We start from the raw sequence: 13,126 nt of genomic DNA on the forward strand, positions 1-13,126 counted from the left end.
GAATAGCCAGGTCCGTCCTGGTTTAGCGGTTGATGCCTGCGAGCATTTCAATGTGGCCGACACTGTCCGGTGTCAGTTCGCGAATGATGTCGATGAAGTCCATCGACAGGATACGTTGCGCGCGGCGCAGCAACAGCGGAGCCGGGTTGCTGGGTTCTGCGCGCTCAAGATAGCTGCAAATGGCTTCCAGTTGCCGGTCAACATCGGCCCTGGAACGGATCACACCGGGCTCTGTTGTGATCGACGCCACACTTTCGGCGTCATTTGCAAAATCAATCTCACCGTCTGTCGGCTGCTCGGCGGTAGCCAACACCCCCGGCAGTTTGTGTTGTAAACGCGCCAACAACTGCGCCAGCACCTCCAGCGTGTTCTGGTGCTCCGGGGCCTGATCGGCCAGCCGAGCCTTGATGCGCGCCAGCGAATCAAGGCTGCTGGCCAGTTGCTGGGCCAGTTCTGCCAGTGCCTCGGGGTTGCTGTTGAGCTGCAGTTGCAGCTCTGCATCCGTGAGCTCGCCGGAGGCGCCGGGGGTGAAGAGTGCTTCCACCTCCGACACGCGGATCGGCGGGGCACCCTTGCTGTGGAAGAACACCGCGCGGCGCAATTCCTTCAGTAAGAAATCCGGGCTGGCCAGTGCCGAGACGGAATTCATGCGAAAGGTTGCATCGCCGTCTTCCAGCTCCGGATGCAACGTTTCCCAGTATTGGTCGAGCAAGCCTGCAACCAGCGCCAGACCTTGTTCCAACCCCTTGATGCCCTGCTTGAATACGAGAGCGCGGCAGAGGATGGCTGCAATACGCAGATCCTTGGTCTTGCTGAATATCTGCTGACAGTTTTCGAGTATGCGCACCCAGTCCGGCGGCGTTGCGGCGATGATGGTATCGCCGAATTGCTGCTCGGGCGTTTCCTGCGCAGCCGTCTCGATTTCCATGAATTCCGGGGCGTACTCAAGGTTGGCGCCTGCAGGAAGTTCGTTGGAAACCGGGGCTAGTAGCGTATCTAACGTCATGATTAATAAGTATTTGATTGTTTGTTAACGTCGTTGCCGTGCGTGCCATTCTATCGCGTTGCAGCTAACATACCGCAGCCTGACGTCCGGGCAATGTTACTTATCTGTGTCAAAACGCGCGCGTATATTTTCTAGGTGTTGTGAAGTCGTAATTCTCAAGTTAGGATTCGCGCCACGTCAATAGCCAAGGTCTTACCGGGCCTTGTTGAGTAAAAACGCAAATGTATGATTTTTTGAAGACCAAGATGCGCTTCGGTGCGTTGCTCCTTGCTGTGCTCGCCGTTGGGGGGCTGCTGGCCGGCTGTGCGGCACAACCTACCGAGGTCGATGCCCTGGTGCTGGCACAGCCCAAATTGAACCCGGATCTGAATGCGCGCCCGTCGCCGGTCGTGGTGCGCCTGTTCCAGCTCAAGGGGCTGAATGCCTTCCAGGCGGCCGATTATTTTTCGCTGGTCGAACACCCCGAAGCATTAGGTCCGGAATTGCTCAGCAGCGAGGAGTTGCTGGTGCGCCCCGATGAGGCACTGCGCATCAAGCGGCCCATCCTGCCGGGGGCGACCTATTTCGCTGCCGTGGCTGCATTCCGTGATGTTGACCGCTCGCGCTGGCGCGTTGATGGTCAGGTCGAGAACGTGACCGCGATCAAGATTCCGTTGATCGGTTATGAGCGCAAACCCGCCATGGCGCTGCGCATTGATCTGGCCGATTCCAATCTGCAGATTTCGTCGCCGGCCGACGTGGCGCTGCTGGATGTGGCGCAGGAAAGCGCCCGCATCAAACAAGCTGCCGCCAAGCAGGCTACTGCGTCGAATGTCAGTGCAAAAACACGCGAATTCATTGCCAGCGCCGCCAATGCCGCTGTCGACAAGGCGGTAAGCGCAGCCGAGGACAAAGCCAAAGATGCGCTGTTGAGCAAGCTGCCGGGTGTGAACTGATGCGATTTGAACGGGTAGGGCAGTGATATGACCGGCAGTCGTGTCGTCTGGAGTGAGGGGCTGTTCCTGCAGCAGCAGCACTTCCAGCAGCAGGAACGTTTTTTTGAATCGCAGCTGGTACGCCACGTGCAACTGGCTGCGGAGTGGCAATGGGGTTTTGCCGAACTCAAGCTCGATACCGGGCTGAACAGCCTGGGCAAGCTTGGCTTGACCAGTGCGCGCGGCATTTTGCGCGACGGCAGCTTGTTCGATGTGCCGGGCCAGGACCCGTTGCCTCAACCACTGGATGTGCCGCTGGATGCGCGCAATGAGCTGGTTTATCTGGCCATGCCGCTGGCGTTGGCCGGCCGTGCGCAGTTTGATCTGACGCAGAGCGAGGAAGCTGCACTGGCGCGCTACGTGGCCGAAACCCACGAGCTGACCGATGTGCTGGACCCGGCGCTCAAGGTGCCGGCACTGTTGGGGCGGCAGAATCTGCAGCTGGTCATGCAACGCGAGCTGTCCGGCGCCTGGGTGGCTTTGCCGGTGGCACGCGTGATCGAATGCCTGGCCGATGGCCGCGTATCGCTCGACGACAGCTTTGTACCGCCCACCCTGGCGCTGACGGCTTCGCCGGTGCTGGAGGCGTGGCTCAAGGAGCTGGCTGGTTTGGTGCGCCAGCGTGCCATGGCCGTGGCTGCCCGCGTGGGCGCGCCCAAGAGCAGCGTGGCCGATATCGCCGAATTCCTGCTGCTGCAAACGCTGAATCGTTACTCGCCGGGGCTGGAACAGATGGTGGCGCGCAATCATTGCCATCCCTCACTGTTCTTTGGCCTGGGCCAGACCCTGCTGGGCGATCTGTCCATTTTTGCCAACGAGAACCGCCTTGCCAGCGACGTGCCGCTTTACCTGCACGATGCGCCGGAAGCCTGCTTCCCGCCGCTGATTGCCGAGCTGCGCCGCATGCTGTCCATGGTGTTCGAGCAGAGTGCGATTGCCATCGAGCTGCAGGAACGCAACTACGGCATCCGTGTGGCCATCGTGCCGGACAGCGGTCTGTTCGAGCAGTCCAAGTTCGTGTTGGCAGCCAAGGGCCAGCTGGCAAGCGAAGTGCTGCGCAACCTGTTGCCGTCGCAGATCAAGATCGGACCGGTCGAGAAGATCCGCGACCTGATCAGTCTGCAACTGCCAGGGGTGCGCATTGCCGCGTTGCCGGTAGTGCCACACCAGATCCCGTTCCATGCCGGGTTCAACTACTTCGAACTCGAAAAGGGCAGTGAATTCTGGCAGCAATTGAGTCAGTCGGCAGGCTTGGCCCTGCACGTGGCCGGCGATTTCCCGGGTCTGGAATTAGAGCTTTGGGCCGTGCGCAGCTGACCGCTGCCAGCCCGATACAGGAGTAAGCAAGATTGAGTATCGCCACCGAATCCAGCCATCCGCTGGACCAGTTTCTGGGTGCAGCCCCCGGCGCTAGCCAGCCCGCGCAAGCCTATGGCCCGGCCGATGCCGGCGCGGTTGACGCGCTGCGCAGCGGTCACAATGCCATTGTGTCCAGCGCCAGCCCGCTGCTGTATGCCGCCATGCAGTTGCGCCACAGCGACACGCCGCAAAATCTGGCCGCGCTGCAGAGCTACCTGGTGCAAGGCATCAAGGAGTTCGAGGACGCCATGCGTCGCAAGGGCGTTCGCCACGAGCACGTGGTTGCCGCGCGCTATGTGCTGTGTACCTTCCTCGACGAAGTGATCTGCTCGTGCGAGTGGGGCGTGAGCTGGGGCTCGTGCAGCCTCTTGGTGCAGTTCCACAACGAAACCTGGGGCGGCGAGAAGTTCTTCCAGCTGCTAGAGCGCCTGAAGGAAACGCCGGCCGATACGCGCGACCTGCTTGAGCTGATGTATGTGTGCTTGAGCTACGGTTTCTCCGGCCGCTTTGGTGTGATCGATGGCGGCCAGCAGCAGCTGGCCGTGCTGCGCAACCAGCTGGCCGAACTGCTGCGCCAGTACAGTCCGCAGGCAGCCAGCAACGATCTGGCCGATCACTGGCAAGGCGTGCACGGCAAGGTGTCCAAGCCGCTGACCATCGTGCCACTGTGGGTGTCGGCCATCCTGCTGCTGGTGGTGCTGGTCATCATGTATCTGTTCCTGTCGCTGCGCATCAACCAGCATTCCGATCCGGTCTTCGGCGACATCCAGAGCATCCGCGCCCGTTCGGCGCCGCTGGCCCAGCCCAAGGCTGCCGCCCAGCCGCGTCTGGCGCAGTTCCTCGAGAAGGAAATCGCCGAGAGCAAGGTCAGCGTGGCCGACTTTGCCGACCGCTCGGTGGTCACCATCCTGGGCGACGGCCTGTTTGAATCGGGCAGCGCCGACGTGATCCCGGCTGCGCTGCCGGTGCTGCACCGGATCGGGCAGGAAGTGAACAAGATCCAGGGCAAGGTGCTCGTCACCGGGCATACCGACAACCAGCCGATTGCCAGCCTGCGCTTTCCGTCCAACTGGCACCTGTCACAGGCGCGCGCCCAGTCGGTGCGTGATGTGCTGGCCATCGATGTGCCGGCCAACCGCCTGACCGTGGAGGGCCGTTCCGACTCCGAACCGGTGGTCAAGAACGACACCCCGGCCAATCGCGCCAAAAACCGCCGTGTTGAAATCACGGTGTTCGTGACACGCTAACCCGACCCTGAGCCGCTTTAGATGAAAACGTTTCTTCGCTTTATTCTCAATCGCTGGGTACTGACTGCGCTGGGCCTGCTGGGCCTGGTGCTGTTGATCTGGTTCGTCGGCCCGCTGGTGGCCGTGGGGTCGTGGCGCCCGCTGGCATCGCTGTGGGTGCGCCTGGGCCTGACCGTGTTGATCGCGGTGCTGTATTTCGGCGCGCTGATCCTGACCCTGACGCGCGCGCGCCGTGCCAGTGCCGAGCTGCAAAAAGGCATGCTGGAAGGCGAAAGCGCCGGTGGCAACTCACAGTCGGGCGAGCCGCTCAAGCGCCGCTTTGCCGATGCGATTGCCACCTTGCGCCAGGTGCGCCAGGACGAAGCCGGTCATGGCTGGTTCGCCCGCATGCTCAGCGCGCTGGATCGCGACACCTACCTGTATCGCCTGCCGTGGTACGTGATCGTTGGCGCGCCGGGCACCGGCAAGAGCACCATTTTCCGCAATTCCGGTTTGAAGTTTCCGCTGGGTGACCCGAAGAACGACGAGGCGGTGGATGGTGTCGGCGGCACGCGCAACTGCAAGTGGCTGTTCTCGGACAAGGCCGTGCTGCTGGATACCGCCGGCCGCTATACCACGCACGAGAGTGACCGCCATGCCGACGCGGCCGAGTGGGAAGAATTCCTGCAGCTCTTGAAGAAGACCCGTCCGCGCCAGCCGATCAACGGCATCATGGTGTCGGTCAGTGCCGACACGCTGCTGGGTGGCCGCAAGTCCGAGCTGGAAATCCAGGCCAATGCCATCCGCAACCGCGTGCATGAAATCCGCCACGTGCTGGGGCTGGAAGTGCCGGTTTACCTGGTGGTGACCAAGGCCGACCTGATCTCCGGCTTCTGCGAATTCTTCGATACGCTCAGCACCGAAGAGCGCGAGCAGGTCTGGGGTGTGACGCTGCCGCTGCCGGCATCGCCGAAGGAAAACGTTGCGCTGACCACCATCAAGGGCGAGCTGGAGCAGCTTAACCATCGTCTTCAGGGCCTGCTGCTGGGCAAGCTGCAGCGCGAGACCGATGTCGAGCGCCGTACCTTGCTGGGCTTCTTTCCGCAGAGCTTCCATGCGCTGCAACAGCCGCTGCTCGACTTCATCGAAACGACCTTCAGCGCCAACCCATATCAATCGCGCATTCTGCTGCGTGGCTTCTACTTCACCAGCGGCGCACAGCAAGGTGCACCGGTCGATCCGCTGCTGCCGGCCGTGGCCGGCCCGCTGGGTCTGCGCCATTCGTTCTCGCTGGCTCGTTCCGCGCAGATGGTATTTCGCCCCTTCTTCGTGGCCCGCGTATTCCGTGAGCTAATGCTGGGCGAGGCACACCTTGCCGGCAGCAATCTGTCGTGGACGCGCAAGCGCACGTTGCTGAACTCGGCCGGTTACATCCTGCTGGGCGTACTGGTGGTGCTGGCGGCTGGCTCGATGCTGGCGGGTTATCAACACAACAACGATTACGTTGATGCCGTGGCCGCACGCGTGCCCAAGGTGCGCGAGCAGGTTGAACGCATCAACGTCGGTCAGGACATGTCGTTGCCGGATCTGCTGCCGACCTTGCAGGCCGTGCGCGACATCCCTGCGCCGGCAGCAGGCAAGAGCGCGCCGTGGCTGGGCAATATGGGCATGTACCAGGGCGACAAGCTGTCCTCGGCGGCCAACAATGCCTACTACCGTCTGCTGCAGGATACCTTTGTGCCGCAGATCAATGCCCGCCTGGAGCAGGCACTGCGTACGCTGAAGAATGATCCGGACCTGCAGTATGAAACGCTCAAGGTCTACCTGATGCTGCACGATGTCGAGCATTTCGATGCCAACGCGCTCAAGGCTTGGGTGATGCTGGACTGGGACAGCAATCTGCCGCGTGATTTCCCGATCGATCAACGCAAGCAGCTGGAAACGCATCTGGATGTACTGTTGTCGCGTGGCGCAGTGCAAAGCTTGATTCCGCTCGACAAGGATCTGACCCAGCAGGTGCGCAGCCTGTTATCCAGCGCACCGCTGCCCAACCGCATCTATGGTCGCTTGAAGCGCATGGGCGTGGGCAGCCAGATCGCCGAGTTCCGCATTACCGAGGCCGCCGGTCCATCGGCCGCCGTGGTGTTCGTTCGCGCCAGTGGTGCGCCGCTCAGCCAGGGCATGCCGGGCCTGTTTACCGCCGATGGGTATACCAAGGCCTTCCTGCCGGCCATCGATCCTGTCCTCAAGGACCTGTTCAAGGAAGAGGGCTGGGTGCTGCGCGATGAGCAAGGCAACAAGGGCCTGAAGGATGTGGTGAACGCCGAACAGGAACAGAAGAAGGTGCGCGATGCCGTGCGCCGCCTGTACCTCGAAGAATATGCCGGCTTGTGGCAACGCTTTGTCAGCGACATCCGCATCGTGCCGCAGGCCAATCTGGAACAGAGCGTGCACGTGACACGGGTGCTGTCCGGCCCGGATTCGCCGCTGCTCTACCTGCTGCGTGGCATCACCAACGAAACCTCGCTGGTGGCCCGTGCGGAAGGTCCGACTCTGGGCGCGAAGCTGGATGCAGTCGCGGCCAGCGCCGTTCAGGCGCAGAAAGACAAGCTGCAGCAGCTGATGACCTCAAAGCCGACCACCCGTGCGGTTGAAGGTGAAACCCGACTCGAGTATATCGTTGACAGCCGCTTCACCAGCATCCACCGCATGGTGACGCCGCCCGGCCCGAATGCCCCGGCGCCGATTGATGGCACCATCGTGCTGCTCAGCGACCTGTACAACTACCTGACCGCTGCCGATGCTGCAGTTCAATCCAAGGGCGCACTGCCGGCCAGTGACTTGCCGCAACGCCTGAAGAGCGAAGCGGCCCGCATGCCCGAGCCGATCGGCGGCATGCTGCAGGGCCTGGGTGACACCAGTGTCAATCACGTGCAGGGCGTGGCCAAGCAGAATCTGTCGTCGGTGATGGAAAACACCGTGGGCGAGGCCTGCGCGCAAGTGGTCAAGGATCGCTATCCGTTCAACCGTGCCAGCAGCAGCGATGTGCGCCGCGATGACTTTGCGCGCATTTTCAGTCCGGGTGGCGTGATCGATGCCTTCTTCCAGAAGAGCCTGGCGCAGGAAGTAGATACCTCGACCAAACCGTGGTCGTTCAAGCCGGGTACGGCTGGTGCGGCCAACAACCAGTCTGTTGCGCTGGCCGATTTCCAGCGTGCAGCGGTGATTCGCGATGTTTTTTTCCCGGGCGGCAACCAGGCTCAGGTCCGGTTTACCATCAAGCCGGTTGAAATGGATGCCGCCCTCGCCCAAACCGTACTCGATATCGACGGTCAGGTCCTGAAGTACCGCCACGGTGCCATCGTGCCACAGCAAATGACCTGGCCGGGCAGCAAGGGCACTGGCCAGATTCGCCTGGCCATGAATGCAGTGAACGGCAGCGATGTCGGTGGCCTGACCTTTGAGGGCGACTGGGCGCTGTGGCACGCAATGGACAAGGCCGTGATCGAGCAGACCGCCCGCCCGGAAACCGTGCGCGTGGTGTTCAAGATCCAGGATCGCTACGTGAAGTACGAAATCACCACGTCGACCGTACAGAGCCCGTTCCGGCTGGCCGAGCTCGACAAGTTCAAATGCCCGACCGCGCTGTGATCGCAGGCAGGAGTAGTTGGTGATCGGTTGGTTTGGCAAGATCCCGGCTGCGCCGGATTTCATCGTCCGCCATCTGGACGAGGCATTGGCACAAAGACTGGCAGACTGGCTGGAAAGCTCGGTCGCCAGCTATCGACAAACCGCCGGCGCAGACTGGCAGAGCCTGTTCCTGCAGGCACCGCAGTGGCGTTTTTTGCTGGCGCCGGGCGTGATCAGCCCGCAGGCCATGATCGGTGTGATCACGCCCAGTATCGATGCTGTCGGCCGCTGCTACCCCTGCGTGTTCGGCAAATTGCTGGCCGAGCACTGGGCGCAGCAACTGGTGCTGGCCGACGTTACTGCATGGTTTGCGCAACTGGAGTCCATCGCGTTGCAGGCAGTAGGCCAGCGTTGGGACAGCCAGCAGATCGATGGCGAGCTGGAGCGTTTGAAGATATTGGGGCTGGACGAGTTGAACATGCCCTTTGATGCCCAGGCACGTCGGCTGGCAACCGAATGGCATCAGCACCGCCCCATGGGGGCGCCGTTGGGCCTGCCCGCCGAGCTGCCGCTCAACACGCTGGCACAGCAGTTGGGCAGTCTGGCGTTCGAGCGCTTGTTTGCTGGTCAGTCGGTCTGGTGGGAGCGTGGGCAGGGGCATGAGCAGTATCAGATGCGCCGCTTTCAGGGCTTGCCCAATTTTTACGAGTTTTCGCTACTGATGTCGCCGCGCGCCAGCGCAACTGCACCTGTGTAACGAGCCAGCATGAAACGAGAAGACTTCTTTTTCCCCTCGCTGTTTGATCGGCTGACCGGTACGCAGGCCGTTGTGGCAGGCCGCAATGGCGCTCGCTTGCCTGACCGCAAGGGGCTGTTGGCCAGCATACAGCGTGACTTGTCGTTTTTGCTCAACTCGATTACTGCGTACCACATTGCGCCGGACAGTGACGAGCCGTACAGCACCTCGGTGATCGGTTTCGGTTTTCCCTGCCTGAATGGCCAAACCAGCAGCCAGGGGACGGCCAAGCAGATCGAGCGCTGGATACGCCAGGCCATTGTGCGCTTCGAGCCGCGTATCGACCCGGTCTCGCTCAAGGTGATTCCTTTGCTTAACGGTGCTGAATCACATCACCAGTTGCTGGCCTTCCAGATAGCCGGCTATGTACTGGCCAATCCGGTGCCGATCGAATTGCTGCTGCGCACCCAGCTGGACGTTGAAAACGGCCGCTTTTCGGTTTCCGAGTATTAATTCATGGTCAATCAACGCTTTCTGGAGCTCTACAACCAGGAATTGCGCCACGTGCGCGAAACCGGTCGCGAGTTTGCGCAGCAATATCCGGATATCGCTGCACGGCTGGGCGATTTCGAGGGCATCAGCGATCCTTATGTCGAGCGCATGGTCGAGGCCTTTGCTTTCCTCACTGCACGGGTGCAGCTCAAGCAGGAATCGGCGTTTCCGCAATTCACCAGTCAACTGCTGCGTTGCGCTTATCCCAACTGGGGTTCGCCCACGCCGTCGATGGCCATCGTTGCCATGGCGCCGTCGCGGGCAGCGGCCGGCTTGCTCGAAGGCTATGCCATTCCGCGTGGCACGCGGCTGAGCAGTCAGTCGGTGCCTGGCATCGACGGTGTTTGCGAGTTCGTTACCGCGCAGCAGGTCAAGGTCTGGCCGCTGGCGATTTCTGCCTGCCGCTATTTGCCGGGCCGCCCGCAAGAGGCTGCGCATCCGTCCACGCAGGCGAAGCTGGAAGTTACCCTGGAGGCCAATACAGGCGCAGATCTCACACGCATGCGCATTGACGATCTGTGCGTGCATCTGACCGGGGCCGACGATGTAGCCGGGCGACTCACCGAGCAAGTGCTGGGCCGCAGCGTGGCGATACGCGTGAGCGCGCCTGAGGGGCCAGAGCCACGCCGATTTACCGAGTTGCGTCTCGATGCACTGGCCCCCATCGGTTTTCGCGATGACGAAGCCATGCTGGAGCACGCCACTGCGGCCTTTGCCGGCTATCGCATGCTGCACGAGTATTTTGCATTTCCGCAGCGCTTCCGTTATTTCCGCCTCGCGGGTGCACAACTGGCTCAGGCCATTGCAAAACATGCGGTGAATAATCGCGTCAATATCGTGTTTTATCTGTCGAGCAGCGATGCGTCGCTGGCCGGTGCGGTTGATCGAGACAACCTGCTGCTGTTCACCACGCCGGTCATCAACCTGTTTCAGCGCCGTACAGACCGTATCCTGGTCAATCAGCTGGCCACCGAATATCATGTGGTGCCCGATCGCCGCCGGCCGCTCAGTTACGAGGTCTACGACGTCTTGTCGCTCGAAGGCTATGCGGCAGACGCCAATGATTTCACCCGTTTTGCGCCGCTGTTTGCGCCAGCTGATGCACGTGAATGGGCGCCGTCGCGCGCCATGTTCTCGCTGCGCCGTTCGCCACGGCTGATCCAGAACCTGTCCGGCGCGCAAGCGCAATTGGGCAACTACCGCTATTCGGATGTGTTCGTCTCGCTGGTTGATCGCGACAACGTGCCGTATCGCAACGATCTGGCACAGATCGGTGGCGATATCCTGGTCACGAATGGTGCCTTGCCCATCCTGTGCCCCAAGGGCAGCAGCCATGATCTGGCGATGACCGATTCGGCGCCGGTCGACGGCATCCGCTTCATTGCCGGGCCAACCGAGCCTAGCTCGGCGCTGGCCGAGGGGGATACGCCATGGCGCTTGATCAACCTCTTGTCGCTCAATTACCTGTATCTGCACGACCAGACCGAGGGCGCAGCTGCAGCTGCGGTGAAGGAATTGCTGTCCTTGCACGCGCTCTTGGTGAGCGGGCGCAATCATGCGCATGCGCAAGCGCTGCAGCAGGTGCAAACCCGCGTGGTGACGCGACCTTATCCGGGGGGCGGCCCAATTGTCTATGCGCGGGGCGTCAAGGTAGACCTGACCTTCGACGAGATGCCCTTTGGCGGCAGCAGCGCCTTCGTGCTCGGGCTGGTGATGCAGCATTACCTCAAGCAACACGCACATCTGAACAGCTTTGTGGAAACCACCCTGCACGGGCTGGGTAGAAAGGATATCAAGACATGGCCGGCGCAGCTGGGACACAAAGGGCTGATCTGAACGCGCTGGCCCCGTTTGTCGACACCGCCAGCCGGCAGGAGTATTTTGCGCTGCTGCGGCTGGTGGATGCCGCATCGCCGGGCTTGCCGCCGCTGGGCCGTGCGCCGCGCCCGCAGCAAGAGGCGGTGCGGCTGTCGCAGCTGCCCGCGCTCATTTTTGCGCCGAGCGAAGTGGCCGAGGTGTGCAGCCAGCCGGGCAGCGTACCGCGCATCCGCTCGGCCGGTTTTGGCGTCTATGGCCCCAATGGCCCGCTGCAACTGCACCTGACCGAAGCCGCATGGGATCAGCTGCACAACCAGCAGGACGACAGCCTGGTTGCGTTTGCCGACGTATTCCACCAGCGCCTGCACAGCCTGTTCTACCGCGCTTGGGCAGACAGCCAGCCCGTGATCAGTTTTGACCGCGACGGACACGGCGCCTTCACGCGCATGCTGGGCAGCCTGTGCGGCTACGGTAGTGAGACCCTGTCCAAACGCGATGCGGTCAGCGATGCTTTCAAGCTGCTGCATGCCGGTTTCTTTGCGCGCTCGGTGCGCAGCGCGGGTGCGCTGCAGTCGCTGCTGGGTGAGCTGTTCGGCGTGCCGGTCAAGGTGCACGAGCACGTACGTGGTTATATCGAACTGGAGCCGTCGCAATGGAGCCAGCTCAGCCGCGATAACGTCGGGCTGGCGCACAGCGTGGTGCTGGGCAAACGCGTGCCGGACGTGCAATACGGCTTCGAGATCGAAATCGGCCCGCTGGATCGCCAGCAATACGAATTGTTTGCCCCTGATGGCTTTGCGATGCAGGCCCTCACCGCGCTGGTGCACAACTGGGTGGGTGTGGAGTACCGCTGGCAGGTGAAACTGCTGGCACACGCTGCCACGGCAAGGCCGCTGCAGCTGGGCAAGGGCGCGCGCCTCAGCTTTGACGGCTGGGCGCGTGATCTGAATGTGCCGCGCCAAACCTTGCAGGGCGCCACCATGGTGCACCGCCAGTGATGAGTTGGCTCGCCTGCTTGTACGGCGCTGTGTCGGCGACCCTGGCGCTAGTCTTTCGGGCGGAACAGCGCGTCCAGTGCATCGTCGTCGCTGGGGCGCGACTTGGGCACGTGGATGGCCGAACCGGCTTGCTGGCGTTGCTCCGGGTAGGCGCTCGCCTGCGGGCTGCGACTGGGGCCGCCCAGCAGCGCCAACGGGTCCAGCGAGCTGTCCACCGGCAAGGTTGGGACTGCGGGCCGCACGGTGCTGGCGCCGGCCAAACCGAACATGGCATCCAGATCGTTGCTGCTGCGTGTGCTGCTGCTACCGCCGCCCTGGGCAACGGACGTGGGGGCAGGGCCGCCGAACATGGCCAGTGGGTCTATGCTCGGGCCGCGATGCGTGCCCAGCTCGGCCAGCCGCTCGGCAGCGATGCGCGTGGCGTATTCCGTGGCAGGTTGTGTTTGCACCAGCATGGCGGGCTGCTGCGGCGCGCTGGCGGGGGCATCGGCAGGGCGCAAGGTGCCCTCCGGGGCCTGCGCAACGATCTGCATCACCGACGTACCAATCTTGATGTAATCCCCCAGCCGCAAAGTACGGGCTTCGCCCACACCCAGCGCAGTCTGGTTGACCAGCACCGGAATCAGGTCACCCTGATCGCGAATCTGCCAGCCGGCAGGTCCGGGGCCGATGGTGGCGTGCACGGGCGATATGGCGCCGCTATCGGGCAGCACCAGATCGCAATTTGCGGCGCTGCCTACGGTGGTGTGCTCCACCAGTTTGGCGCACGAGCCGGCCGGGGTGCCGGATGAAAGCAGTTGAATGAACATTGAATTGAAAACCAGTTC

General features: G+C 62.3%; 10 protein-coding genes. 8 read left to right on the forward strand and 2 right to left on the reverse strand.

The window, feature by feature from the left end; translation table 11 throughout:
- Window positions 1–22: 22 nt before the first annotated feature.
- Complete coding sequence (tssA, locus tag B9A19_RS10135) at window positions 23–1,006, reverse strand: type VI secretion system protein TssA (protein ID WP_084090682.1); 984 nt, start codon at window positions 1,004–1,006, stop codon at window positions 23–25.
- Between the two features lie 221 nt (window positions 1,007–1,227).
- Here tssA and tssJ point away from each other — a divergent pair, with 221 nt between their 5' ends.
- The 8 genes from tssJ to tssG are packed head-to-tail and all read left to right on the forward strand — an operon-like array spanning window position 1,228 to window position 12,299.
- On the forward strand, window positions 1,228–1,941 hold the full coding sequence (gene tssJ, locus B9A19_RS10140) for a type VI secretion system lipoprotein TssJ (RefSeq protein WP_084090683.1): 714 nt from the start codon (window positions 1,228–1,230) through the stop codon (window positions 1,939–1,941).
- 27 nt (window positions 1,942–1,968) lie between these two features.
- On the forward strand, window positions 1,969–3,297 hold the full coding sequence (gene tssK / locus B9A19_RS10145; protein ID WP_084090684.1) for a type VI secretion system baseplate subunit TssK: 1,329 nt from the start codon (window positions 1,969–1,971) through the stop codon (window positions 3,295–3,297).
- 32 nt (window positions 3,298–3,329) lie between these two features.
- Window positions 3,330–4,586, forward strand: coding sequence for a type VI secretion system protein TssL, long form (tssL, locus tag B9A19_RS10150; RefSeq protein WP_139798765.1), 1,257 nt, complete (start codon window positions 3,330–3,332; stop codon window positions 4,584–4,586).
- Between the two features lie 21 nt (window positions 4,587–4,607).
- Complete coding sequence (gene tssM, locus B9A19_RS10155; protein ID WP_084090685.1) at window positions 4,608–8,216, forward strand: type VI secretion system membrane subunit TssM; 3,609 nt, start codon at window positions 4,608–4,610, stop codon at window positions 8,214–8,216.
- A gap of 19 nt (window positions 8,217–8,235) precedes the next feature.
- On the forward strand, window positions 8,236–8,952 hold the full coding sequence (gene tagF, locus B9A19_RS10160) for a type VI secretion system-associated protein TagF (protein ID WP_176216876.1): 717 nt from the start codon (window positions 8,236–8,238) through the stop codon (window positions 8,950–8,952).
- Between the two features lie 9 nt (window positions 8,953–8,961).
- Entirely contained in the window at window positions 8,962–9,444 is a 483-nt protein-coding gene (tssE, locus tag B9A19_RS10165) for a type VI secretion system baseplate subunit TssE (RefSeq protein ID WP_084090687.1), read from the forward strand.
- Between the two features lie 3 nt (window positions 9,445–9,447).
- Complete coding sequence (tssF, locus tag B9A19_RS10170; RefSeq protein ID WP_084090688.1) at window positions 9,448–11,319, forward strand: type VI secretion system baseplate subunit TssF; 1,872 nt, start codon at window positions 9,448–9,450, stop codon at window positions 11,317–11,319.
- Window positions 11,283–12,299, forward strand: a complete 1,017-nt coding sequence (tssG, locus tag B9A19_RS10175; RefSeq protein ID WP_084090689.1) for a type VI secretion system baseplate subunit TssG — start codon at window positions 11,283–11,285, stop codon at window positions 12,297–12,299. Before tssF ends, tssG begins: the two co-directional genes overlap by 37 nt.
- A gap of 47 nt (window positions 12,300–12,346) precedes the next feature.
- Here the strand turns inward: tssG and B9A19_RS10180 are convergent, their stop codons facing one another.
- A complete protein-coding gene (locus B9A19_RS10180; RefSeq protein WP_176216877.1) occupies window positions 12,347–13,108 on the reverse strand; it encodes an FHA domain-containing protein in 762 nt (253 codons plus the stop codon).
- Window positions 13,109–13,126 lie beyond the last annotated feature (18 nt).

Origin of the sequence: Andreprevotia lacus DSM 23236 (assembly GCF_900176275.1) — a bacterium.
GTDB classification, from domain to species: domain Bacteria; phylum Pseudomonadota; class Gammaproteobacteria; order Burkholderiales; family Chitinibacteraceae; genus Andreprevotia; species Andreprevotia lacus.